The 26,429-nt window shown below is 34.0% G+C and carries 23 protein-coding genes and 2 pseudogenes; 13 read left to right on the top strand and 12 right to left on the bottom strand.

Features of this window, described 5'->3' with window-relative positions; genetic code table 11:
* Nucleotides 1–5 precede the first annotated feature (5 nt).
* From OQ292_RS22215 to OQ292_RS22205, 3 genes are all read left to right on the top strand, one after another.
* Entirely contained in the window at nt 6–620 is a 615-nt protein-coding gene (locus OQ292_RS22215; RefSeq protein ID WP_284686142.1) for a YkgJ family cysteine cluster protein, read from the top strand.
* Nucleotides 621–699: 79 nt separating this feature from the next.
* Nucleotides 700–1,971, top strand: coding sequence for a hypothetical protein (locus OQ292_RS22210; protein ID WP_284686141.1), 1,272 nt, complete (start codon nt 700–702; stop codon nt 1,969–1,971).
* Nucleotides 1,956–2,438, top strand: a complete 483-nt coding sequence (locus tag OQ292_RS22205; RefSeq protein ID WP_284686140.1) for a GNAT family N-acetyltransferase — start codon at nt 1,956–1,958, stop codon at nt 2,436–2,438. Before OQ292_RS22210 ends, OQ292_RS22205 begins: the two co-directional genes overlap by 16 nt.
* Nucleotides 2,439–2,541: 103 nt before the next feature.
* Here OQ292_RS22205 and tnpC read toward each other — a convergent pair.
* From tnpC to OQ292_RS22170, 8 genes and pseudogenes are all read right to left on the bottom strand, one after another.
* Nucleotides 2,542–3,510: pseudogene (tnpC, locus tag OQ292_RS22200) on the bottom strand (IS66 family transposase).
* Nucleotides 3,511–3,528: 18 nt separating this feature from the next.
* A complete protein-coding gene (locus tag OQ292_RS22195) occupies nt 3,529–4,104 on the bottom strand; it encodes an IS66 family transposase (RefSeq protein WP_284686113.1) in 576 nt (191 codons plus the stop codon).
* Nucleotides 4,105–4,237: 133 nt separating this feature from the next.
* Nucleotides 4,238–4,447 (bottom strand): annotated as a pseudogene (gene tnpB, locus OQ292_RS41140) (IS66 family insertion sequence element accessory protein TnpB); the annotation flags it as partial.
* Between the two features lie 70 nt (nt 4,448–4,517).
* A complete protein-coding gene (gene tnpA / locus OQ292_RS22190) occupies nt 4,518–4,823 on the bottom strand; it encodes an IS66 family insertion sequence element accessory protein TnpA (RefSeq protein WP_284686114.1) in 306 nt (101 codons plus the stop codon).
* 260 nt (nt 4,824–5,083) lie between these two features.
* Nucleotides 5,084–5,602, bottom strand: coding sequence for a DinB family protein (locus tag OQ292_RS22185; RefSeq protein ID WP_284686139.1), 519 nt, complete (start codon nt 5,600–5,602; stop codon nt 5,084–5,086).
* A gap of 74 nt (nt 5,603–5,676) precedes the next feature.
* Nucleotides 5,677–6,501, bottom strand: coding sequence for a toxin-antitoxin system YwqK family antitoxin (locus OQ292_RS22180; RefSeq protein WP_284686138.1), 825 nt, complete (start codon nt 6,499–6,501; stop codon nt 5,677–5,679).
* A gap of 129 nt (nt 6,502–6,630) precedes the next feature.
* Nucleotides 6,631–7,200 (bottom strand): DUF2306 domain-containing protein, encoded by a 570-nt coding sequence (locus OQ292_RS22175; RefSeq protein WP_284686137.1) that lies wholly within the window; start codon nt 7,198–7,200, stop codon nt 6,631–6,633.
* A gap of 175 nt (nt 7,201–7,375) precedes the next feature.
* Nucleotides 7,376–7,897: a LytR/AlgR family response regulator transcription factor gene (locus OQ292_RS22170; protein ID WP_284686136.1), complete on the bottom strand. Its 522-nt coding sequence runs from the start codon at nt 7,895–7,897 to the stop codon at nt 7,376–7,378.
* 94 nt (nt 7,898–7,991) lie between these two features.
* Between OQ292_RS22170 and OQ292_RS22165 the strand changes: the two genes are divergently transcribed.
* Nucleotides 7,992–8,249 (top strand): hypothetical protein, encoded by a 258-nt coding sequence (locus OQ292_RS22165; protein WP_284686135.1) that lies wholly within the window; start codon nt 7,992–7,994, stop codon nt 8,247–8,249.
* A gap of 634 nt (nt 8,250–8,883) precedes the next feature.
* On the opposite strand, the gene OQ292_RS22160 is transcribed toward OQ292_RS22165, so the two are convergent.
* The 3 genes from OQ292_RS22160 to OQ292_RS22150 all read right to left on the bottom strand — a co-directional run bounded on the left by OQ292_RS22160 (nt 8,884) and on the right by OQ292_RS22150 (nt 11,453).
* Entirely contained in the window at nt 8,884–9,597 is a 714-nt protein-coding gene (locus OQ292_RS22160; protein WP_284686134.1) for an FAD-binding oxidoreductase, read from the bottom strand.
* Nucleotides 9,598–9,675: 78 nt separating this feature from the next.
* Complete coding sequence (locus OQ292_RS22155; protein WP_284686133.1) at nt 9,676–10,536, bottom strand: helix-turn-helix domain-containing protein; 861 nt, start codon at nt 10,534–10,536, stop codon at nt 9,676–9,678.
* A 44-nt stretch (nt 10,537–10,580) separates the two neighbouring features.
* The gene (locus OQ292_RS22150; RefSeq protein ID WP_284686132.1) at nt 10,581–11,453 is read right to left on the bottom strand and encodes a helix-turn-helix domain-containing protein; all 873 of its coding nucleotides are present in this window, start codon (nt 11,451–11,453) and stop codon (nt 10,581–10,583) included.
* Between the two features lie 124 nt (nt 11,454–11,577).
* Here OQ292_RS22150 and OQ292_RS22145 point away from each other — a divergent pair, with 124 nt between their 5' ends.
* From OQ292_RS22145 to OQ292_RS22130, 4 genes are all read left to right on the top strand, one after another.
* Entirely contained in the window at nt 11,578–14,004 is a 2,427-nt protein-coding gene (locus OQ292_RS22145; RefSeq protein WP_284686131.1) for a TonB-dependent receptor, read from the top strand.
* 13 nt (nt 14,005–14,017) lie between these two features.
* Complete coding sequence (locus OQ292_RS22140) at nt 14,018–15,274, top strand: DUF4374 domain-containing protein (RefSeq protein ID WP_284686130.1); 1,257 nt, start codon at nt 14,018–14,020, stop codon at nt 15,272–15,274.
* A 375-nt stretch (nt 15,275–15,649) separates the two neighbouring features.
* Nucleotides 15,650–15,937 carry a hypothetical protein gene (locus OQ292_RS22135; protein WP_284686129.1) on the top strand — a complete coding sequence of 96 codons (288 nt, stop codon included), beginning with the start codon at nt 15,650–15,652 and terminating at the stop codon, nt 15,935–15,937.
* An 18-nt stretch (nt 15,938–15,955) separates the two neighbouring features.
* Nucleotides 15,956–17,584: a PepSY-associated TM helix domain-containing protein gene (locus tag OQ292_RS22130; protein WP_284686128.1), complete on the top strand. Its 1,629-nt coding sequence runs from the start codon at nt 15,956–15,958 to the stop codon at nt 17,582–17,584.
* Between the two features lie 50 nt (nt 17,585–17,634).
* On the opposite strand, the gene OQ292_RS22125 is transcribed toward OQ292_RS22130, so the two are convergent.
* Entirely contained in the window at nt 17,635–18,168 is a 534-nt protein-coding gene (locus OQ292_RS22125; protein ID WP_284686127.1) for a DUF4943 family protein, read from the bottom strand.
* Between the two features lie 392 nt (nt 18,169–18,560).
* Here OQ292_RS22125 and OQ292_RS22115 point away from each other — a divergent pair, with 392 nt between their 5' ends.
* From OQ292_RS22115 to OQ292_RS22095, 5 genes are all read left to right on the top strand, one after another.
* Nucleotides 18,561–19,628 (top strand): methyltransferase domain-containing protein, encoded by a 1,068-nt coding sequence (locus OQ292_RS22115; RefSeq protein ID WP_348970635.1) that lies wholly within the window; start codon nt 18,561–18,563, stop codon nt 19,626–19,628.
* Nucleotides 19,629–19,802: 174 nt separating this feature from the next.
* Nucleotides 19,803–20,228 carry a hypothetical protein gene (locus tag OQ292_RS22110; RefSeq protein ID WP_284686126.1) on the top strand — a complete coding sequence of 142 codons (426 nt, stop codon included), beginning with the start codon at nt 19,803–19,805 and terminating at the stop codon, nt 20,226–20,228.
* A 407-nt stretch (nt 20,229–20,635) separates the two neighbouring features.
* Nucleotides 20,636–21,046, top strand: a complete 411-nt coding sequence (locus tag OQ292_RS22105; protein ID WP_284686125.1) for a DUF2061 domain-containing protein — start codon at nt 20,636–20,638, stop codon at nt 21,044–21,046.
* 530 nt (nt 21,047–21,576) lie between these two features.
* Nucleotides 21,577–24,891: a SusC/RagA family TonB-linked outer membrane protein gene (locus OQ292_RS22100; RefSeq protein ID WP_284686124.1), complete on the top strand. Its 3,315-nt coding sequence runs from the start codon at nt 21,577–21,579 to the stop codon at nt 24,889–24,891.
* A 45-nt stretch (nt 24,892–24,936) separates the two neighbouring features.
* Nucleotides 24,937–26,412, top strand: coding sequence for a SusD/RagB family nutrient-binding outer membrane lipoprotein (locus OQ292_RS22095; protein WP_284686123.1), 1,476 nt, complete (start codon nt 24,937–24,939; stop codon nt 26,410–26,412).
* Nucleotides 26,413–26,429: the final 17 nt, after the last annotated feature.

Raw genomic sequence — 26,429 nt, 5'->3', positions numbered from 1 at the left:
GGAATATGTCAATTGTGCTTAAGGTTAAGCGGATACAAAAGGTATTTGAGAAGCTTGAGAGTGAAGTAACCCAATTGCAAAAAAATACAGGTATTTATTGTTTGGCTTCGTGTGGCCAATGTTGTACAAAACCCAATATAGAGGCATCTGTTTTGGAGTTTTTGCCTTTAGCTTTCGATTTATTTCTAAGAAAAGAAACCACACAATACAAAGAACAGATTCTTCAATCTGGTTTTTCCATTTGCCATCTGTTTAATGCATTGTCGGTAGTGCCTAATAGCAATTACATAACTGGAAAATGCTCACAATATCAATATAGAGCTTTAGTATGTAGGCTTTTTGGTTATGCATCTATTAGAAATAAGCATGGGCAAAAAAAGCTATCTACCTGTAAGTTAATTAAAGGCAGTTACCCCGAAGAAGTTACCAGACTTGATCAGCCAGAGAAAATTGAATTAATCCCAAATTATTCCAATTATTTTCAGCAGCTTGTTCAGATTGATTTTAAGTTAAGTCAGGAGTTTCATCCAATCAACAAAGCCATTTTAAGGGCAATTGATGAGGTTGAATCATACTACAACTATCGTAATTTCCCATATCGCTATAAAAAAGGGGCTTAAAGAAAAGCCGATTACAAAAGAGAAATTTATTAGAAATGGTTAAAGAAATATCATTTTACACTATTTGCGATCAACACATATGAATTTTCTATTTATTTCTAAATGGGGAGAAATTCTTGATTTGGTTTATGCTATACAGCAAGAAGGGAATAAGGTTAAAATGTACATAGATTATCCTCCCGCCCGTGAAATTGGCTATGGTTTTGTGCCAAAAGTTCGGAAATGGGAAAAGCATGTTGATTGGGCTGATATTATCATTTTTGATTATGTTGGGTATAGCAAAGTTGCAACTGAATTAAAAGCACAGGGAAAACTGGTAATTGGTGGTACTGAATACACCGATCGACTTGAAATGGATAGAAACTTTGGTCAGGAAGAGATGAGGAATCTTAAAATTAAAATTCTTGGCTATCGCGAATTCTTTACTACTGATGATGCTATTCAATTTGTGAAACAAAATCCTTCCAAATATGTAATTAAACCTAGCCAAGAAATGCAAGATTACAAGCAATTGCTATATGTTGGTCAGGAAGAAGATGGAGGAGATGTTATTCGAGTATTAAAGGCTTATCAAAAAACTTGGGGTAATGAGCTTGGGCATTTCTTACTTCAAAAAAAGGTAACAGGTGTTGAAGTATCTGTTGCTGCTTTTTTCAATGGAAAAGAATTTATCAAACCAATTAATATCACTTTTGAGCATAAGAAACTATTCCCAAAAGAGCTCGGTGTTAGTACTGGTGAGATGGGTACAAGTATGTTTTGGACAGATGAAAACCCCATCTTTGAAGCTACTCTTAAGAAATTTGAGAAACAGCTAGCAAAAGATAATTTCACAGGTCACATTGATATTAATAGCATTGTTAATGGCAGCGGAATCTATCCTTTAGAATTTACTTCACGATTTGGCTTTCCACAGATTCAGATACAGCGTGCAGGTATTGCAGAACCCATAGGAAATATGCTTTTCAAAATCGCGAGTGGGCAAAGCTTCAAAATTGCCACTAGAAAGGGTTTCCAAATTGGTGTTTATATGGTGGTACCGCCTTTTCCATACGAAGATAAAAAGACATTTAAGATGTTTTCGAAAGATGCTGTTGTGGTTTTGAAAAAGGAGATGAAACAAGGGTTACATCCTATGCATCTTAAATTGATCAATGGAGAGTGGCTTATCACTGGCGATTCTGGAATTGTAATGGTGGTAACAGGAACAGCCCAAACCATGAAAGAAGCTCAAAAACTCATGTATAACAGGGTGAGCAATGTTTTGGTAAACAATAGCTACTATCGAACAGATATTGGAGATCGTTGGGCTTCAGATTTTGATAGACTTTGGACATGGAATCTGCTCTAGGAGAAGTGATTTTCACCAGACTTGAAGGTAGTCCAAAACTATTCTTTGATATTTTACCAGATGAATGGTCTATTGATATTGCCCCCGTATGGTCTCACTATGAAAAGAATTCCTCTATATATGTGGTAAAATACAATGAAAAAATTATTGGAGGAGGAATTCTTTTTAGTACATTATCACCTGATACAAAGTATTATGATGCTCCTGCTTTATCCAAGCTTAAGACTTGGTTTGACGATGGCTATGGGTACATCGCATATTTTTATATTTCAGATCAGTATCGAGGTAAGGGAATTGGCATAAAATGGCTAAATGAACTAATAGCATTAAATGCTTCCAAAGGATTATTCCTTACCATTGAAGATGACTCACTAATCGGCTTCTATAAAAAAGCCGGTTTTAACCTACAAGATGAAATTAATTTTGAAGATAATACAGAATGGTTGTTGGTGAGGGGAGAAGGTTAAATGTATGAACTAATTACAAGATTGTATAATCTATTCTTAATATTGAGGGTATTTCAAAGTATCCACCCCACCAAGTAGCTATTGTTAAAAATAAGAGTATTTATTAGCTCGTGGTTTTCCAGTTTTGTGGTAGCAACTCATTTATTTTGTTGATGGGATGCTCTGGAAGTCTCTCAAATATATCTTGCAGATACTCGTATGGATTGATTTGATGTAATTTACAACTGCCTAATATGCTGTACATTATAGCTGCTCTTTGTGTTGCTTCATGTGACCCAGCAAACAAATAGTTTTTCCGGCCGATAGCAATTGGCCTGATATTGTTTTCAACTAAATTATTATCAAGCTCAAGTCTACCATCATTGAGATATACATACAGCTTATTATACCTTTCTGCCAGATAATGCATGGCTTTACCTATGCTAGATTTCGGCAATACTTTAGGGTACTCATCCACGATCCATTGTCCCAACAAATCCATGATTGGACGAGATTTTTCTTGCCTAAGTTCATATCGTTGCAAGGCATCTAGCTCGTTGTCTCTTGCTTCACGTTCAACAGCATACAATTGCTGGAATAATAGCAAGGCATGTTTGGCTCTGGATTCATCGTTATCCAAAGCTTTCTCGAAGTAGCGACGTACGTGTGCCATGCATCCAACAAGGATGATGTTCATCCCTTCTTCTTCAAGGAGTTGATCATAGACTTTGTACCCATCTGTTTGGATATAGCCTTCATAACCTTGTAGCGTATTGACTGGACCTTATCTAGATCTGCCTTTTTGGTAATCAAACAAAACAACCTGTTGCTCTGGAGAATAGTACACCCACAGGAGTGCCTGCCAGTAGTAACCTCGGTGAGTCTTTCCTTTTTTGGTATCATCTAACACCTTAATTGGGCTTTCATCAACTTGCAGGTAATTATTATTCAATACCTCAAACCTCAATGCCTCATATAAAGGGTCTAGTAACTGGCAAGCTGGCTTTAACCAGTTACCTAAAGTACTAGGAGCAATCTTTATCCCTAACTGGTTAAACCTTTTTTGTTGTCTGTAAAAAGGTAGATGGCGCACTGCAAGTGATGGCAAAATTTATCCACCAGAATATGGGCTAATAATCCAGGTCCTGGGATACCTCCGTCGTGGAACGATTTCAATTGGTCTCGCTGGTAGGTTGGCTATATAAAATTCTTCTTCTTTACTCACATAACGTGGCCTGATGTAACGACGAACAAATACCTTAGCTGGTGTCATGTCTAGCTCCTCAGTAATTTCTTCTCCGATCTTACGCATGTGAGTGGTATCCACTTCAGGCTCTAACACTACCTCTTTGCGAGGTAAGTGTGCTGGTAATGGCTGGCGAGATGATCCTTGTGGCTGCTTTTCGACAGCAGTAGCCCTTTGATAACTAATGGTTTGTTTGACTTTGGTAGGTGTTTCAGCAGGAACATTTTCATCTAATGGCAAAGTGAGCTGCTTACTATTGGTATCACTAGGGATAAACCTTTCTCGTTTACTACCGTAGATCAAACGCTTCAATTCTGATAGCTCAGCTTTAAGTGATTCAACCTGCTCCAAGAGTTGTTGTTTGTCTGCTAACTCTTGCTTTAGTAAAGCATTTTCTTGTTGAAGCGCTAATATTTGAGTGCTGCTATCTTGATCTGCCATGCTTCTAAAATAGCACTCAGCAGCCATTTAGACAATGATTTCCACAACTATTCTAGTGGTTTTTCATAGCGTTTTCTGCGTCTTGTAACTGCCACTTCCAAGCCATCAAGTAGTAAAGAAAATTCACTATAACTCAGGTAAATAGAAGAAGATTTACTTGTGGGTAAATTAAATGTTCCGGGTGCCGGCCACCAGACTCAAGCCGTTTATAATAGAGAATAAAACCACTGGGTTCCCAAACTAGAATCTTCAGTCGATCAAGCTGTTTTCCCAAGAATATAAAAGCATCTCCTGAATAGATTTTTTGTCCCATGTAGTTTTCTACTAATCCACTTAGCCCATCAAAGACTAGCCGTCCGCACCTTTACGCATATCTGCCGGTTGATCACATAGAAAAAAGCGTTGCTGGGAGTTTAATCCGAACATAGCTTCAAGACTTGTTGCAAATAACTGGCAGATACAGCTTGAGAAAAACGGAGGATGATGCCATTGGGGAATTCTATTTCTACGCCTTGAAGCATTGGCTTTTCATAATTTACAGGAATAAACTTTGCTGATTTTTCTTTTGGAGTTGACTCAGACTTTCGCTTGCGATATCGAGATACCCAGTAGGGCAAGATATGAAGTGGTAAATTATGTTGTAGACTATATGCTTTTTGAGTCAAGCCACTAGACAACCAGTCTTCTACTACTGGAAACATTTCTTTAGAAGTATACATAAATTCTTTTACAACTAAATAAAGCAATTACCCTCTAATGTAATAGGCTGGTTTAATGGAGGGATACATTAATCTAATTGGACTAAAGCTTTTGTGAAATATTTATTATTAAAATTTCATGATTTTATCTTCTACATATCTCTTTCTTAAACGTTAGTTTAGGAAACCAATTTCTTCCCAAAATAGAAGGAATTACTGCTAACGGCTGATGCATATGTGGGCCGCAATTATTGTTATGCGGTGTTGTACACCATCCTTTTTCATTTTTTATTCCACCAACCATTCCGTTTTCTTATGTAAATAATTTGGCCAGTATGGTATGCATTGTGTGCTGTCATATTTAGAATTTCCGTACTCCACTCAATTAATTGTTTATCAGTGGCTTTCTCAGTCAATTTTTCCCATTCGGTTTGTATACTGTCCAATTTAATAGTTAATCCTTTCCATTCCTTGTTCGTGTATTTCTTAAAAGTTATTTCGTTCTCAACTTCAACGCCAGTCATATCTTCTCCTTTAAAAGCCCTTAAATTCATTCCACTCCAAAAGATTAAATGTGATACTAATTCAGCAATTGAGTGGTTTTCTGTACTGTCTTTCCAATTAGATTGTTCTGCCGAAAGTTCATCAATAGCGATTTTTGTTGGCACAAACCAATTTTGTTCTAAATGAGTGTTTTTCAATTGTTCAATTAGTAATGGCTTTAACTCGGGGTTACTATTTTTTTCGGAGCAACTCAAAAGAAAGGTTGTAAGAACTAATAAAGTCAAAATCTGCTTCATTTTACGGTGTTTTGTCAGTATGGTGTGCAAAGTTTAATGTAAAGTACTTTTAATGCATTTTTACAATGCGTTAATTACTTTATTTTCTTTCCGTTTTTATCCCATTTTTGAAAAAACTCTCCATTCCTTTCAATATGGATTTGTCCGTTTTCATACCAATATTTATATACATCATCTGAGTACTTTTCATATTTCAAATTACCATTTTTAAACCACTGCTTTAATAAGTCTTTAGTGTATTCATTTTTATAAAAGTATAAGCTCTGTTTTTTACCATCAAAGTCAAACTCAAAACACTCACCATATACTTTACCTTTATGAAAAGAGTATCTTTTTTGAAGATTTTTGTTCGCATAATAGGTTTCTAGCTGTCCTGTAAATTCCTTTTCAAAAGGCTTTCCTTTATCATCCAAGCAAAAATCATCAGGATTGTTCTTTATTTGTCTCGATAAATGTTTCATAGGTATGCTTAGGTCAAAATAAGAGTCAAAATTTGAATCTAGTTTCTCAGAAATAGCATTTCTTTCATCATCTTTAAGAGAAGTATTTCGTAAAAGCCCAAATTGATTCAAGTGTTTTTGATAAAATTTACTTGCTTGATTTATATCTCCTACTACATCTGAGTGTCCAAATTCTTTTAGCAGTAAACAGAGCGATGGTAACTCACCTACTAGATCATCGTATTCTGCGAAAAAATTAATATAGCCATAACTTTCAATTGTAAATTTAACAGTGTTTAATAGCTGGCAATACAGTCTATGTTTTTGAACTATTTTTAGTCTAGATTCTGACATAGAAGGATTGTTGTTATATTCATTTGCCTCAGCAATTAATTGTACTAGGGCGTGAGGATTCTCTGAATAAAAATAATAGTAGAATTTACTGACTTTCGGAATCATTGGTTTCTAGTTAACACCAGCTATAGCACGCGCCTCTGGCTTTTGTAAATATCTACTAAAGTATCGGTTTTACATTTCAGTATCAAATAGTTTGGTAAAGGTATGTGCTATGTCATTTAAGCTTGTAACTTATTCATGTGTATTTTTCATTTTAGTTGCAGATCGATTAAATATTGAGTAGGCGATCAGCAGGTTTAAAATCCATGGGAGCCAGGCGGATAATTGATATATAAGTATGAATCGTACGCTGGTAAGTAGAGGAATTAACAGTAACGTTCTTTGGGTAATAGCGGCAAAAGTGAGTGAATAGCTTAGGTATGACCATCGCATGTGTTTATTGAAATCTTTGCTTTTAATGGCAAATACTGACATTCCGGTTATAAAAAGCCATAAACCAGCCAATAGAGTAAAGCCTATTGATGTAATCCACCCTCCCATAGCAAAAGGCGCGACCACTATACCAGATAAGCCACTAATCAATACACTTACGAAGTATGAATATCCAAAAAGCATATGCGTCAACTTATTTCTTTCCCGTATACGTCTAATAAATTGAAAAGGACCTGTGGTTATTGCTATGAGTCCAAATAGTATATGTGCTCTAAAAACAACCATGTACCATAAATTGTAAGCTACTTCTTTCTTTCTCAGTATCCCTGACTGATCTTCGAGAAAGTAATGCACAGACATCACGATCATAGATATTGCTCCTATGATTAAAAATATAAAAAGGGCTTTTTTCTTCATCACTCAAACATAAGTGACGCATTAATAAATAATCAGCCCGTGGGTTGAATGTCAAAGCAATGTTTTGAATTACAAAGCAAATGGTATAAATGTCTTCGCAATGTGATGGATGGCATGCTTTGACAAATCAGAATTTCTTTAAAAGCGAGGCTTTAATCATCGAGATATATTTTCTAGAAACGGGTATTTCAGAAGTATTATCATCGAGTGTCAGTTTTAACCCTTGAGCATTCCCAGAAATATTGATAACCTTATCCAGATTGACAAGGTATGATCTATGACATCTTTGTAGGTTGGAGGAATTTATCTGCTTTTCAAATGAGCTAAGTGAGATTCTATAGGTCACACTATTCAATTCACCCTTGCCGGAAAAATAAAAATCTGTATAGTTCCCTTCAGCCACTGCATAGCTAAAATCCCGATCTTCGAAGGTAAATATCTCGTTCTTTAAATCAGTGACGATTGAGTGTATACCGATTTTTGGTGTCTGCTTAGTTTCAGTTTTTTCATTTAACATATTAAGAGCCAATTCCTTGTTAATTACATCTCTTCTTTTATAATCGATCAATATGAAAAATGAGAAAGGTATACTGCCCAAAACGAAAGTTCTATTGATAATCCACCAATAGTTGGACCAGCTAAAACTCATAGAGTTAATGTAATTCGTATAAATACCATTTAATGTGGCGATTATGAACAAGATGACAGAGCAAAAGATGATTTGATGTTTTACCTTCCAATGCTTGTCAGAAAAAAAATCAGGTAAAAAAAGCGGTAAGACATACAAAAAAATGAAAAGAACAAAAGTGGATATTACACCAAAGAAAAGCAGTGAACCTATGGTGTTTTTGCCACTGGATATGTTAATCTCAAAGGGTTCAAAAAAAATCAGGAAAAAGGCGATGAAAACACCAAATAATAGCGAAACCACGAGATTTCTCATGGTAGGGTTTGGTGCCGGATATTCTTTGTTTAAAATCATAGGCTATCTTCTCTACTGACAGGTAACGGTTCTGGCTAAACTGCATTTGTTCCAGACTTAGCATTAGCGAAGGTTGGTTAATGCAGTTTAGCTTTTGTCAGCTACTTTTTATTGTTCTCTATGGAAACTCATCGTTGATAGATCATATCCTTGATTAATCAGATTTGTTTCTACTTTTTTAATGAATTTTTTCCATTCTTTGAGAAACACTTTCTTAGAAATTTCAATTGTTTCGCTCGTGTTGAAAATCCAATCTGTTTTTATTTGCTAGGTCAATTGCTCGCTTTCATTAAAAGTCCAGTAGGCGAAAAAAAAATTTGGAAGGCTATTGCATTCCAAATTCATTTTTATTCGATTCTAAATTTTGATCATGCCCTTTATATCAAACCACGAATTGCTTACATCCCATTTGATTGACATTGAAACTTAACCTAATTCCAATTAATAATCAGCATATCATCGGTGCTATATTTTGCTTCTAAAAATTAAGAATTGTCTTTCTTTTAAATTTAACTGCAAAATAACAAAAGTAGCTTAATCTATAGCTAGATTGAATTATTCTTAACAGTGTAGTTACTGTAAGTGTATTGCAGCATTACTCTATAGTTAAAAATAATGTCGAGAGTTATTTTCTCTTAGCAAGACTGAGTTTTTTACAATCCCTTTTTTCCTTCTAGCCAATAGCCATGTAAAATAATTTTAGCATTACATTTTTTCTTAATTAACTTTCTAAAAGCTTTAGCAGATTTTACATTTCCTGTCAATATAAATTTATATTCTTGCCAATCTGGTGTTTGAAAAATAGGTAAATAGTTTAGCCAATTATCATTTTCGAATGATCCATTTTTAGGAAACACTGTAAAGTTTTCTAATTGTAATAATTGGGGAACATTTTTATTGGCATCTTCCAACTCAAAATAGTATTGGAATTGATGACCATTTTGTTTTAAAACAGGTAGAAATGAACAGGCTAATCCTAAAGAAGTTTCATCTCCAAAGATCACATATTTTTCTACCGACTCTTCGTAATATTTATGAGCTCTCGCTTGATTAACATTGGCTATGTTTCCTATTTGAAAATTATTCATAAATTGGCTTCCAGCACCTTTACCATGAATATGAACTATAAATTCTATAATACTTTTCTTGTGATCAATATAAGAAATGGTATATCTTCTCACTTCAGTATCACTAACGCGAAAATCCATATAAGAACCAACTTGTATATTTAGCGTGTTAAAATCACCTTTAAACTGAACTCTCTTTACCTCTGCTGATAAGGACTCAGTTTTTGTAACTTCCATTAAGGGTAACTTTGGCATTAGACGTTCGGCAACATCAAACACCCATTTAGGTGCATTTGGCATAATCTTACTGTTTTTTACGATTACAAAAAAATGCCCTTTATCGTAAGTTAGAAAGGTATATTCGAGGTAAGTATTGGATTAATCAATGTTTTTTGATCGACACCTAAAAGACAAAGCAGTCATTCCTGTGACTTTTTTGAACAATCTGGAAAAATATGGATAGTCGTAATACCCTAATTCAAAGGCTATTTCTTTTACAGATTTATTAGAATGGTATAACAATCGTTTAGCTTCTAAAATAACTCTTTGCTGTATATGGTAAGAAACAGATTTTTCTGTTACCTTTTTAACACATTCATTTAAATACACATTAGAAATATTTAGTTTTTTAGCAAAGTCTGTTGGACTTTTGGTATGCATAAAATCGCTATCCAATATAGATCTAAATTTTTTGGTAATTAATTCGAACCGAGATATTGTATCTATCGATTTTGATTTTACTAAATACTGTGAAATAATTAATGCAACTAATGAATTGCAACTGTCTCTCAGTAATAGGGGGTGTAACTTTTCATGTTTTCTATTATAAAATTTTAGACAAAGAGATGTGGTTTCTGAGATAATTGAAAAAACTTCTTTAGTTAATGGTAATGGTTGGGCAGGAGCAATATCTTTTAATAGTTGTAAGTACTCAGAGTTCAAGCTTTCATTATTAATAATCAGCATATAGAATTCTACATTATCGACTGATAGACCTCTATGTACCTGAAAGGGTTGAATATACATGATGCAATGTTGTTCTAATCTGTACTTTTGAAAATCAATTTCAAATAGTGCAGTTCCCTCTTCTAATAAAAAGAATAAATGGTAATCATCTCGGTGTGCTTGTTTTATCTTATCAAAATCCAAATCTTTTGCTGTAACCTTAGCTACGGCTATACCATGGCTAAAACTATCCGGCATAGTATTTAAAGGGATGGACTTTGTTTTTTTATGCATTATTTTCTGGTTGTAAACTACATTTTTTTTAAGTCGCTTAAATATTATCCTATTAATTTGCTGGGAACATAGCCAAAGTATCTTTTAAAAGCTGCGGTAAAGTGTTGTGGATTTTTATAGCCTACCATGTCAGCTACTTCAGACACATTCATTTTTTTGGTAATCAACATCATTTTTGCTTTCTCCATTCGCAAGTGAGTTAAATAAGAGAAAATAGGCTCGTTGTACACCTTTTTAAAATCGCGGTTAAGCTTGTGGCGGTTGGTGCCAATTGTAGCGGCTAATTCATCAACAGTAATAGGTTCCTTTATTCGTTGTCGTAAAATTTGTTCTACCCTAAGTACTTTTTCTCGCTCTTCAGTTTTCAATATAGCAGGTTGTTTGTCTTGACCAGCATGCTTTATTTGATCAAACAAATAACTATAAATAGCTTTCAATTTAGTTTCGATACTGATAATATCTACATCACCTGCTATTATGCTAGAAACAATTTCATCTACTTTGTTTTTTAGAAATGGGGGAATCGCTTGGCTTTCCTCATGCATCTTAAAAGGTAATTTTGCTTTAATAGATTCGCCAAAGCAACCACTAATTTTAAATAAATCGTTTTTAAACAAGCGCTTTATAAATACCTCATCGCATTCTATATCTACAGAACTAATAAAGTTCGAAGTCATATTTAATTTGCCTTGAACTACTGGTAAATAGAAGAAATTGTATTGACCATCTTCTATAGTAATGGGCAAACCTCGCTCAGAATTAGGTTCATAATGAGATTTACCTTTAAATAATAAATGAAGCTTGATAAATGGGAAATCATGATTGATATCAAACTCTAAAGGCAAAGCAGTATCTAAATCTCGAATAAAGATTCTCGCACCTTCTAAATAAATACATTTGTTTAGTTTATTATTCAAAATCTAACTATTTAAAAGTCCCCTTTAATAATTGATCAATTACGTAGGTTAAAATGCGTTTTGCGTTATTTATTGTTTTAAGCCTTCATGTAGCTTTGCAGCTATTCTTATTTAGACTAATTAAATGCAAAGTTATAAAAAACTAATCCTATTTCTGTTTTTTTCAGCTTTTATAGGTGAAGTATATGCACAAGTGGTTATTTCTGGCTCTGTAACTAGTGGTAAGGGAGAGCCATTGTATGGAGCAACTGTATTAATTAAAGGTTCGCAATTAGGCACTGTAACTGATTTTAATGGAGATTTTACTATTTCAAAAGTTCCTGTTGGTAAACAACAACTTGAGGTTAGGTATTTAGGTTTTGAAAATAAGATAATATCTATAGAGCTAAAAAAAAATGAACCAATTGAATTACAGATTCAACTCTCTTTATCGGGGCAAGCATTAGATGAAATAGTGGTAGAAGGTAAAAGTATTTCTGAGTCTAAAAAATCTGGTTCAATCAAAGTACAAGTAATAGAGACTGAAAAGTTCAAATTACAATCAGCTTCGGTAGTAGAATTAATTAATCGCTCGCCAGGTATTCGTATTCGACAGTCTGGTGGCTTAGGCTCAAATACGCAAATCAACTTAAATGGCTTTCAGGGAAATTCTATCCGAGTATTTAAAGATGGTATCCCTATGGACTACTTGGGTACGGCATTTAGTATTGGACTTGTGCCTACCAATACATTGGAGCGTGTTGAGGTTTATAAGGGGGTATTGCCAGCAGATTTAGGTTCAGATGCATTAGGAGGTGCTTTGAATTTAGTATCTACTAATAAAAATGTAAATAATATTTCTGCTTCTTATGAAATAGCTTCTTTCAATACACATCGTGCGACATTAAATGCGAATTTGAGTTCAAAAAATAATAAACTTTTTGGCGGGGTAGAAGCATTTTACAACTACTCTGATAACAATTATAATGTAAATGTAAACTATGTAGACGAAGAAACGAGAAATGAAATACCAATAAAGACGAAGCTTTTTCACAATACTTTTCGCCAACATTATGTAGAGGCATTCATCGGGTTTAGAAATCGCACATGGGCAGATGAGCTTAAGTTTTCGGTAACCAACTTTAAAATATACAGAGAGAATCAATTTGGACAGTTGATGCAATATCCGCTTGGGGCAGCTTATAATACGCAAACAGCCGATTTTATTCCGACCATACGCTACAAAAAACGATTGTTCAGTAACAAGCTTTATGTAGATCAATTTCTAGCTTATAGCAAAATTACCAGAGTTGCTGTAGATACTTTAAATGGTAGATACGATTGGTTAGGTAATTTTATAGCGAATGAAAACAACCAAGAACCCGGAGAGGCAGGAAGTGCAAACCTTACCACTTTGGATATGTACAACACCACCTCGCGAACGACAGCAGTTCTTAGTTTAAGTGAAAGCAATACCATCACTTTTAACACAGTATTTAACAAATATAGCCAAGAAGGAGACGATCCTTATGGCGATGAAACTGAAGGTGAAAACCCTGTTCCATTAATCAGTCTTCCAGCAAATTATAACAAACTTGTTTCAGGTTTAGCTCTAGACAGTGATTTGAAAGATGGTAAAATTGAAAACAGCTTTCAAGTAAAATATTATTATTCAAACTCAAGTGGTTTGTCTTATGATGTAAGTACAGGCTTGGTAAGTGATGAAGAAGAGTCTGCAAGTATTTCCACTTTTGGCTTGGGCAATTCAATTCGATATCGTTTAAATAATCGATCTTTTGTACGATTATCTGCAGAACAAGCTACTAGATTACCTACACAGCGCGAAATCTTTGGCGATGGTGATAACGTACTAGCCAACTTTGGTCTTAAACCCGAACGCAGTACAAATTTAAACCTGAGTTTACACCATCAAGATAGTAGCAACTTGATGTTAGACTTAAATTTCTTCTATCGCTACACGAAAGATATGATTTCGACTAGACTTTCAGAAGAGGTATTTTACAGCATTGCTGAAAACCTTAATAAAGTAAGAGGTTATGGTTTAGAAACTGAAATTCGCTATCAATTTTTAAAGCGATATGCTTTTAGAGGGAACATGACCTACCAAAGCTTTAGGCAAAAGGGACACCAAGATGGAGAGACAGCTCTTTACGATGATGCCCGAGTAAGTAACATGCCTTACTTCTTTGCAAACTTGGGATTAGAAGCTGATTTTAATGGCATTTTTGCTAAAAATGATGCACTAAAAGCTTATTGGAATTACTCTTATGTACACCCATACTTTTTAAAGCGGATTCCTAAAAAACTTGAACCCGAAGGTTTCTTACAATTGTGGGGAGAGCCAGGACTCGAAACCTCATTATATATAGAAAAACAGCATATCCATTCTGCTGGGATAGTATGGATACCTAACCAAAGCAAAAAATTTTCTACAGGTATCGAAGTGAAAAATATATTCGATACGCCTGTTTACGACAACTTCAAAATACAAAATGCGGGTAGAAGCTTCCATTTTAAGCTTACCTATTTACTAAACTTTTCTAACATTTAACAATACGCACACTATGAAAAATACTAGAGTTTTACATCTTATATTACTGTTAATGATAACGATGCTTGCTTCATGTTCTAATGATGACGCTGAAGAAGTTGAACCAATTGAAGATGTAGAAGGTCGCTATTTGGTAATGTCATCAACTGAAAAGCTGGCAACTGGCGAAGCTTATTTGAGTTCGTACGATTCCATGCCATCTGGTGATATCGAAAACGTAGGAGAGAATACGAGCCAAGTGGATGCTTATGGTCGTTTTGTGGTAATTGACAACAAGTGGGCTTTCAAAAAATATAAGTTTACTGGGGAAACAGGTATTGTTCGCTATAGTTTGAGTGCCGATGGTGCTTTAGAATTGGATGGATTCATTAGTTCATCGGTTGCACCTACTTATTTTATTCAGGATGAAAACACTGGTTTTTATTTTGATGGCGACCTTGGCACACTGGCTGTTCAAACCTTTAATCCTACCACAATGGCACGTACAGGTCAGATAGATGTAAGCAATTTATTTACTGAGGAGGATTTGACCAACTTCGATATTAATGTGGGTTCTACAACTTTGGTAGCATCTGAAGGAATCCTTTTCGCTAATGTTGAATATACGCTTACCGATGAAGCAGCAGAAGGAGTGAAAGAACCGCATTTTACCATGGCTGTAATTGATATAGAGAGTGGTACCGCTGAAAAATTGATTGTGCATGAAGGAGAAGTATATGACCAAGGCCACAGTAGTATTACTGAGTATCCTGCACTTTTAGTTACTGATGAAGGCGCGATTTACATGTCTACTCACGCACTTTTTGCAACCGATGATAATGGAAATGTTCCGCTTTCATGTGTTTTTAGAATTAATGCTGGCGAAACCGATTTTGATCAAGATTGGCTACTTACCGGTTCTGATATTTTAAGCAGCGGTATAGATGGACTAGTTTGGTCTATTTCTTATTTCAATGATAAACTGTATGTAGATTGTTCCGATGAAGCTATTGCCGCAGATTATTCTAATATGTTGAATACTTTCTATAATGTGTACGCAGTAGATATTGAAACCAAAGCGGCTACAATGGTTACAGGTGCACCGGCTACCACATTTGGGCATGCAGACGGAAACCTTTTTGATGTAAATGGTGAGTTATACTTCCAAGTAAAAAATGATGATGAAGGTTCAGGTTATTATATCCTCAATGATGATGACACCTTCTCTCATGTATTTGACATAACAGATACTTACCCAAGAGCCATTGGTTATTTAGAAGTTCAAGAATAAACAAGACCTTAAATAGATAGAGAAATATCATGTACAGCTTATCTATAATATGTAGTTTTTTTTCAGTTTGGTGTCTTTTTGCAGCCACTAAACGGGTAGAGTTTGAGAAAACTGGTTTGTCGCTATGGTTGGCTCAACATGTTTCAATTGCTCGCTATTTATCAGGGTTCCTATTCATTTTAGGGACCTTGGTCTATTTACTTCAAATGGGATTAGTGATTAGCATACTAACAAGTGTTTGTCTTTGGATGCTTATCGCAAGTCTGATAGCACTGTTTACGCCTTTCCATAAAGTAAACAAAATACATCTGTTTGTGCTGCTGTTGCTTTCTGTTGGAATAGAGTTCTTATTTCTAAACCTCAATACTTATTAATATGCCTGCTAATCCTAAATATCTCACAACATCAAACTGGGTAAAGGCTAGTAAAATTACTGCTGCCATTCTCGGAAGCTTAATTGCCACATTAAGTTTTCATCTTGCTTTGGCCTCTTGGTTTAATCCTACTTTGGTGTGGGGAACCTCCGTTTTTAGCTTATTTATCTTGTGGTTAGGATTCATTCTACTAACATACTGGGTTCGCAAAGCTTGGCATATTTGGAGCATATTATCAGCTATTTCTCTAATCAGTGTGCTAGCTATCTACTTAGGACAATCCACTTAATTTTAAAATTTTAATATCATGAGCAAACGCGATTATAATGTTTTCTTCAACACACACACTGTTAGTGGCATTGTTATAAGTATTGGTTTATATGTGATTTTCTTTGCTGGAGCTTTTGCTTTATTTATGGAAAACATTGACCATTGGGAAACAAACGAACCCAAAGAGACTGCTGATGCAATTATTGATTATGATGGATTAATAGCAGAAGTAGCCTCTAAAGGTTATGATATGCATGGTCGAACCTTTTTGATTAATGGGCATGGAGAAAATATAAACATAAACTCACGTCCGCTTAGAGATTCAACTTTGGTAAGTAGTTCGTTAGATATACTTCCAGATTCAGTGGCAAAGGGGCCTATTAAGCTAGAATTGAATGCTAATAATTATGCAGCTTCTAAGGCTAACAAAGAAAAAAAACAGAAAGCCGAACTCGGTAATTTTCTTTTTGATTTGCATTACTTTAATCAGATTCCTGTAGTTGGAATAATTTTATCTGGTTTGGTGTCTTTATTCTTTCTTTTTGCGATTATCTCAGGTATCATTATTCATTGGGATAAAATCTTTTCCAACTTTTTTACCTTTCGTTTAAAGGGTTCAGTAAAAAATCTTTGGACAGATGCCCACACAGCTTTAGGTGTAATTGGTTTGCCCTATCAACTAATGTATGCATTAACAGGGACTGTTTTTGGTTTAACTATTTTACTATTTTTCCCTTATGCTCAAGTTTTATATGGAGGTAGCCAACAAGCCATGCTGGCAGAGGTATTTCCTGCTCCTGCAACTCAAAGTTATGAGTTACACGGATATTCAGAGTCTTCTGTAGCTATTAACCCATTAGTTGAGCAAACAGTAGCACAGCTTTCTCAAGAAAGTAGTAAGCATATCTCTGTATCGATCAAAAATTTCCATGACAAAAATGCCCATTTGATAGTGGGGATTATAAATGATCAAAAAAGTAGTTTTTTTAATACCGTAGAATCGATTTATCTATTAGCAGATGGGAAGTTAATACGCGAAAAAAAGGCTGATGACCTTCCGCCATATGCAGTGGGAATGGTAGAGTTTCTACATAAAATACACTTTGGCCAGTATGGTGGAAATTTCGTTAAACTAATTTATTTTCTTTTAGCATTACTCACTTGTTTAGTAATTATATCAGGAGTAATGGTTTGGCTTAAGGCACGAAATACTAAGAAATATTTAGCAAAACAGAAGTTCAATACCAATGTGGGAGCCATTTATTTGGGAGTATGTTTAGGACTCTATCCGGCTATTGCCTTACTTTTTATTTTGTCAAAAACCTTCCCAGTTGAAATGGAAAACCGCTTTATAATTATTAGTTGGCTATTTCTAGCATTTTGGGTTTTATATTCGGTGTATAGCTATCGAATAAAAAATTATTTTTTAATCAACAGAAATGCACTGATTCTGTCAGGTACTTTTGGTATAGCAATACCGATTTTTAATGGTTTTCATTCAGGTTTGTGGTTATGGAAATCTTTAAGTTTGGGCTATCCAGATACATTCTTTGTAGACTTAATTTGGTTATTATCTGGAGCCATTACCTTATTAGTAGCTGTTAAACTTCGCTCGCCTCAGCCAGAAAAAGTTCGAAAAAAAGTAGCAGTTGCTGCGGTAAATTAAATAGAAATATTAATTTATCTATTATAGAAAGACTAGAAGAATACAATAATTTAAAACCATATATAAGAGGTATTTTCTAGTGGATTTGTATTCTTCCAGTCTTTACCTTTTAAACTATTCCACCAATCATTATAAACATCTTTAATGATCAGGATTTCTGTTCCCTTTAGTCCTTGAAATCTTTCATTTTCATTTAAAGCGGTATCGATTAGGTATGGGTCAAGCGAACCATATCTAAAATCGTTTCTTATACCTTCTACAGTCCAAAGCAAGCATTCTCCCAAAATTAAATATTCTCTGTCAGCAGGGAAAGGTTTACGAGATGATACAGGATTTAAAGGAAAATTAGTAATATGAGATGTATCTTTCGAGAAATCAATCAGTGATTGAATATTGCTTTTCGTAAAATTTGGCATTTGAAGCCACAAATCTTCTCTATTTTGCCCTTTCTCATAGTGATTGTAAGTTCCATCTTTAATTTGTTGTACAAATTTCTGTACATCGGGATTGTTTATGTCAACTTCATCTTTTTCACAACTAGTGAAGAAAAGAGTTAATACAACAATAAACAGCAGATTTTTCATAATGAATCTTTTTAATTATAGGTATTCCATCTCTCTTTAGCTTTACCAAATGCTTTATAATGCACTTGTACACGATATTATAGTCCAATATCCAAATTATCTAGAGGACAAGCAATACTGGCTACACATTTTTTAGTAAAATGAGAATTACCAAAGTGTACAGCAATCATAATTGTATTGATTATTAGAAAAGTTATATGGAAGATTGTTTTAAGGTAAAATAGGGTCTCATTATATTTCTTCATTGAGCTATAGAAATGTGTTTGGGAAATTAACTATCATTCTCTACTTAGCTATTAAAATAATTCATAGTCAATATCAATTTATCTCATACTATTTATAAATCATTATTTAAGTCAAAGTCATAATTTTGATTTATAAATTTTATCAATATGATTGAAGTAAAACATTTAAAATTAATCGATACAGTAGCAAGAGTAGGTTCTCTAAATAAAGCTGCGGAAGAGTTATTCTTAACACAATCAGCACTAAGCCACCAACTTAAAGAATTGGAAACTCGTTTAGGTGTGCATATTTTTCATCGTTTAAACAATCAACTGCATTTTACACCAGAGGGAAAAGAACTTAAAGATGCATGTAAAAATATGTTACAACAATTTGAGCATTTGGAAGATCGAGTTAGAAAAATTAGTCAAGATCAGTTTAAGCGTTATGTTCATGGTTACTCTAATGAAGAAAGTCAAAGATTAAATGATCAAGCCAAAACTATGGCTGAAATATTACACTACGATTCTTTTTGGGAAGAAAAATCTTCAATCTTGGAAGTGGGTTGTGGAGTAGGAGCTCAAACAAAAATAATTACTAAACAAAATCCAACATCCCACTTTACATCTATTGATTTTTCAGAAAAATCACTTTTAAAAGCTCAAGAAACTATTAATTCTATAGGGATCGAAAATGTCACTTTCAAGAAAGCTGATGTATATGAATTACCTTTTAAAAATGAATCTTTCGACCATGTTTTTGTATGTTTTGTTTTAGAACATTTAGAAAAAGCAGAAAGCGCATTAAAAGAGCTTAAGAGAGTTCTTAAAAAGAATGGAACTCTTACTGTTATCGAAGGTGATCATGGATCTACTTTTTTCTACCCAGACAGCAATGCAGCAAGAAAAGCAATACAAGCACAGGTTCATTTACAGAAGAAAAATGGAGGAAACGCAAATATCGGGAGAGAGCTATTTCCATTATTATCAAAGATAGGATTTTCCAATGTTAAGATTAGTCCTCGTCAAATCTATGTTGATGAATCAAAGCCTGAAATGGTAGAAGGATTTATAAAAAATACTTTTACAGCGATGATTCAAGGAATTAAAGAAGATGCAATTACTCAAAAAATTATTTCTAACGCAGAAATGGAACGAGGGATAAACGATTTATACGATACAGCTCAGGGTGGAACTTTTTGTTATACATTTTTCAAAGCAGTTGCAGTTAAATGAAAAAAGTAGTTTAGAGGGGAGGGGGATTTACGCCAAGGGATGCACTTATTGTCAAGATATATGGGGATTATCTCCAATTTATAGGATTTGTATAAGTATATTAGAATCCACAACCTAAATGCTATATATTGTTGAAGTTGAATATAATTTAATACACGAAAACCAAAATTGTAGATGAAAATTAAATCAATCAAGTTAGAGCATACCAACCCATCATTAGGACCTCATGAAAAAGTAACATTAATAACACTTCCTGTTACAGAAAAAAATGCTGAAAAGATTAATACCTTTTTAAATAACTCTAAAATTAATAACACAACTATTCTTTTTGAATATTTAAAAGCTGTTGAAACTAATAACAAACAAGTTATTGATTCTGTATTAAATAATGCACCTAAAAACCACCTTAATGAAGGTCAAACAATATCAAACCTATTTTTTAATCTCGAGAATGGAGAAGTTATTAAGTTAGATGATGTATATCGCAAATTTGAATTGAGTCATTTTTATCCTGATTTCACAAGTTATATGGTAGAAACCGGAGAGGTTATCAATGAAATTTCTCCATTTGATTTTCTTAACCCTAATATCAGTCATTAGATTTGTTACTGTGATATCTTTTTGGATTGATTAGCTTAGTTAAACTACATTTGACGAGTTTTTATCACTGATTCAAACCGAGTAATTCGAGCATAAATTTTGGGATTAAACACCGAAAATTCTTTAAAGCACCTAGTAAACTACCTTTGTGAAAGGCTGTAATCATCAGCAATACGCTTAATATTTGTTTGCTATTACTTTTTTTATCTATTTAATAGCAGGCTTGCCTAAATACAGATTTGGTATTATGAAAAAACAATCTTCATTACGTATAACTTGAATATAATTTCGATAGAATAAGCTTGTAATCACTAAATATTTGATTAGTAATTAGTTTAATCATCAAATTATAAATATTATATTTGGTATAAGCTGTTCCTAGTTTTAACCATAAATGTTATTGCAAAATGCAAGACTCACATATAAGAAGTGTAATTAAGGCAATAACATGGAGAATGTTAGGTACAATGGATACAATCTTCTTATCTTTTCTGATAACAGGAAGAATTAGCACTGCTATTTCTATAGGAGTTACTGAAGTTTTTACCAAAATAGGTTTGTTTTATTTACATGAAAGAATATGGAATAACCTTTCATGGTATAGAAATAACAAATCAAGATTAAGCAGTCTCACAAAAAGCATTAGTTGGCGAATAGCTGGAACAATAGATACTATTCTACTTTCTTATTTCTTTAGCAAAGAAATTGATAAAGCAATTGCCATTGGAAGCTTAGAACTATTTACCAAAATAGCATTTTACTACTTGCACGAAAGAATTTGGGATCGTATTACTTGGGGCAGAATCAAAGTAGTTTAATATATCATATTGCAAGCACAGTTCATTATTATGCTCATATATATTAATTATATTAAGCTAAATATTTATATCAATTCTATTGAAATAATAACCTGTAGAACATCTCAATAATAATTTTAAAATCACTCCTATCTCTTTTTAAATACCGATTTACTGCAAGTTTTATGGTATAAAAACGCTAAATATTTGTTGTTTACGGATGATAAATAATACCTCATAATAGGTTGTGTATCATATAAGTTATTGCAGTAAATTAACTTTTTTTATAACTAAATTTATTGATTACTCCAATATATGAAAATATTTAGTTCAATTAATAAATATATTTATCTCATGCAGAGGCATATTATATTAAAAAAGTGCAATTTAAAAGCTAATAACAGCTATTATGCTTAATATATGAGTGGTATTAAAAAAGTAATTTTTAGAGGTAAGTTTTGTAACATTTTTATATAATGCATTTCTGACTTGGAATTGAAAAATTAAATAATATATAGGGGGGATTATTAACCCTAAAAAACTAGTTATTTATGCTAAAAATTTACAAAGAGACAAAATTTCTTTGGTTAGCTTTTTTTGTTTTTACACAAAGTACAGTATACGCGCAAATACCAATCTCTGGTACAGTAAAGGACAACACACAGTTTGGAATTCCAGGTGTTAGTATTCTTGAAAAAGGAACTACAAATGGAACAATTACAGATATTCAAGGGAATTTTTCTCTTTCAGTATCTGATTCTAACTCAATTGTACAAATAAGTGCAGTAGGCTTTGCTACTCAAGAAATACCTATTAATAATAGGCAAACGTTTGACATTGTCTTGTTAGAAGATGTTCAGGAATTAAATGAAATTGTAGTAACAGCTCTTGGTGTTGAGCGTTCTGAAAAAGCATTAGGCTATTCAGTACAAAAACTTGATGCTAAAGATATTGCAGGCGTTAAGGCAACAAATCCGATAAATGCATTATCGGGTAAAGTTTCAGGTGTCTATATCACAGGTAGTTCTAATGGGCCTACTGCATCGGCAAATATCAATATTAGAGGTGCAGCATCGCTTTTAGGTAATAACCAACCATTGTTTGTTGTAAATGGCATGCCTATCACAAACGATTTGTATAGTTTTGATGATGGCTTAAATGGTTCAACTACAATCGATTTTGGTAATGCAGCACAAGTTGTAAATTCCGATGATATCGCCTCAATCAATATATTGAAAGGCCCTGCAGCATCAGCTTTATACGGCTCAAGAGCAGCTGATGGAGTTATTTTAATTCAAACCAAAACAGGTAAAGATGCTGATAAAAATGTTAGTATTGAAATTAACTCAAGTACTACTTTTCAGTCGATATTAAAATTACCTGACTACCAAAATGAGTTTGGCTTTGGTGGTGGCGGAAAGTACAGCTATCTAGATGGAAGTAACTACATAGGTACTAATGAATATTACGAAGCTTACGGAGAAAATTGGGGGCCTAGAATGAATGGTCAATTAATCAAACAGTTTAATTCAGATGGTGAACCCGTTCCATTTACTCCTGCAGAAGATAATGTGAGAAACTTTTTTAGAACAGGTGTTACAGCTATTAATAACATTGCCATAAACAACAGAACAGAAAATGGCGATACAAGATTTTCTTTTACCAATTTAAGTAATAGAGGAATTGTGCCCAATACAAATCTTAGAAGAAATACAATACAAATGAGTATTGGTAGATCTTTTTTAGATAATCGTTTAAAAGTACGTGCAAATTCAATGTATGTAGTTTCTGGTTCAGATAATGTGCCAAATGCAGGTTACGATGAGTCTTCTTCTATTATGTATGGTTGGTTATGGTACCCAAGACAAGTTGAAATAGATGATCTTAAAGATTACTGGCAACCTGGACAAGAAGGTGTACAACAAAGGTATGTAGAGAGTTCGTGGGTAAATAATCCATGGTTAATTGCTAAAGAAAATACAAACTCTTTTCAGAGCAATCGCTTTATTAGCAATGTTAAGGTAGAATACGACATTAATAAGCATTTTAATGCTCGTTTCCGTTATGGAGCAGATATTCTTGATGAAGAAAGACAATACAGAAGAGCACCTTCAACTAAAGGAGTTTTGCTTGGTAGTTATAGAGAAGATGAAATCTCTTTTAGAGAAACAAATGCCGAACTTCTACTAGGATATCATACAGATATGGATGATTTTTCTGACTTTGATTTAGATATTAAAGTAGGTGGAAATATCATGAGACAATATGGCAATACATTAGTAGCTAATAACCCAGAACTAGAAAACTTTGGGACAGATGAAAGTGTATATACCCTTACGAATGCTCGTTCAGGTGTATTAGTTGAATCTCAAAAAACCAGAACAGGAATAAACAGTCTATTTGGAATAGCCACATTTTCTTACAAAAATAGCATCTTTCTAGATGCATCATACAGAAACGATTGGAATAGTACGTTAGTAAATCCAATTGCTGGATTAGATGGTTCATCTTATAGCTTCGGCTATCCTTCACTTGCAGTAAGTGCAGTATTATCTGAAATGATAGAACTTCCGGCAGAATTATCATTCCTTAAACTAAAAGGCTCATATGCCGAAGTAGGAAATGGTGCACCAGCATATGCTTTTGGAAATACTTACACACCACAAGCTGCTTATGGTTCTCAAGCTGTATTTACAACTAACAGAACTATTGCTGATCAGAATCTTACAAACGAACGCACAAAAGCTTATGAAGCAGGTATAGATGCACGTTTGTTTAAAGGCCGATTAAGACTAGATTTTACTTATTACGACATGTTGAGTTACGATCAGGTAATTCTACTGCCAGTTGCTACAGTTAGTGGATACGATTATAACCTTACCAATGGAGGAGAAATTAGCAACAAAGGTATTGAGCTAATGATAAGTGGTAGAATAATCGACAAAAGCTTATTTAGCTGGGATGCTACTTTTAACATCGGTAGAAACAGAGCAATTGTAGAAAGTTTACCAGAAGTAATAAGTAGTGGTAGATATTCTATAGTAGCAGATATGTTTCCAGGTGATACTGGAGGTGCTGACCTTGAGTATGTGGCCGAAGAAGGAAAATTACTCGGACAACTATACGGCTTAGGCTTTGTAAGGGCAGAAGATGGTCAAATAATCCATGAAAATGGTTTACCAATGATTACTGAAGAGAAAGTATCAGCTGGTTCATATCAACCAGACCTTCGATTAGGTATAAACAACTCTTTTGCTTACAAAAACTTTACCTTAGGAATTTTATTCGACGGACAAATCGGAGGTAAAATCTATTCTAGATCGCACGCACTTTATGCAACTGGTGGTACTATTACCAATAATGATGATCCAAACCTGCCACTTTCTACACTCGATGGCAGAACGGTGTATAGTGTCGATTACGATGCAGCAGGAGAACCTGTTTACACACTTGAAGAAGAAGGTGGAGTAGTTGGTCCTGGTTTAATGTATAACGAAAGTGGAGAATTAGTACCAAATGATGTAGTTGTACCTGCAGGTGGTGCCGGTTATACAGGTTATTTCTATAATTATTATGGAAATGGATTTAACAGAGACAACATAGAAGCTGCGACTTACGATGCAACATATTTTAAACTAAGAGAATTGAGCATAAGTTACGATTTCCCATTACCTATAATCAGTAAAATCGGCTTAGGCAGTGCAAGAGTATCATTTATCGGTAGAAATCTTTTACTTTTCTCTGATGTGCCAACAATTGACCCTGAGACCTACTCAATTAGAAATGGAATTTTTGTAAATGGATTTGAGAGCACACAATTGCCTTCTACAAGAAGTTGGGGATTCTCAGTTAATCTCGGATTTTAAGAAAAGCATTTTGTAAGCTGATTATACATTAAAAAATTAAGTAAAATGAAATTATATAGATTAATCATATTATTAACTTCTTTCTTCTTCATGTCGTGTGAGGAGTTTGAAGACATGAATCAGAATCCAAATGAACCAACAGATGTTTCTACTGATGTATTATTTCCTTCGGCAATACGCCAAAGTATGAATACAATGGTAGAAGAATCATTTTTGTTAGGTAATAATGCTGCCCAACTTACATCAAAAACACTTCGTACTGAGGTTGACTCATACAATTGGAATGCTTTTCCAACAGTGTGGGAAGGTTTGTACGAAAGTTTAACAGATATTTCAGTAGTAGAACAAAAAGCAATTGAAGAAGGTAATACCAATCTCGAAGGAGCTGCCATTGTTTTAAAAAGTTGGATATTCGCCACACTTACAAATGCTTATGGAGATATTCCTTATTTTAATGCCATAGATGGAGGAGAAAGTAATTTTACTCCAGAATATGATGCACAAGAAGATATCTATAATGATCTATTAAGTGAACTGGAAAGAGCAGCTAATTTATTGGCTACTGGCGAAGGTTCAATTGGTGGAGACATTTTACTAGGTGGAGATGCTTCTAAATGGAGAAAACTTGCAAACTCGCTTAGACTTCGTCTAATAATGTACGCATCATCTCAACTTACAAGTGCTGAAAGTGAATTTGCAGCTATTGTAACTGCTGGAAATATAATGACCTCTAATGAAGATAATGCTACCTTATCTTATCTCGATGCATTTCCAAACCAATTTCCTTTAATTCCCCTTAAAACTGGAGATTTTGATGCTGTTGCTTTAAGTGAAAGCGCACTAAATGTAATGTCAGATTATAATGATCCGAGACTTGCCAGATATGCACGTCCTGATAATGACGATTACGAAAACCCAGTTTTTACAGGTGCAGTAAATGGGTCTAATTCTGCGAGTTGCAGCAAAGCTGGTTCAAGGTTAGGAGTGATGTATTACAACTATCCTAATTTAACTACAGCAAACGATTTGGGGATAGGAGTTGCAGATGGAATCTTAATGACCTATTCTGAAGTGGAATTTTTATTGGCAGAAGCTGCTGCAAAAGATTGGATTAGTGACGATGTTGAAACGCATTATCAAGCTGGAATTGAAGCCTCTATGGATTATTATGAAGTAACCTATGATAACTTTGGTTGGACAAACTTCGATGACTACTATGCTAATTCTGGGGTTGCTTATAGCACTGTTACAGATATTTGGGAACAAAAATGGCTTTCGTTATATTTTACAGGGTTAGATCCATATTTCGAGGTAAGGAGATGGTATGCAGAAAGTGATATGAACTGGGATGGCATACCTTTTCTTTCACCATCTTGTGAAAACCTTAATAATGATAACTTGCCACTTAAGTTCTTGTACCCTGGTGAAGAGCAAAGTTTAAATGCTGAAAACTATCAAGCTGCGATTCAAAAAATAGGAGGGTCGAACAGTTTTAATGTAAGCATTTGGTTGGTAGAATAACCAGAAATTTAGTGCCC

Source organism: Chondrinema litorale, from assembly GCF_026250525.1.
Classification (GTDB): Bacteria; Bacteroidota; Bacteroidia; order Cytophagales; family Flammeovirgaceae; genus Chondrinema; species Chondrinema litorale.
This window is presented reverse-complemented; position numbering and strand designations above follow the sequence as displayed.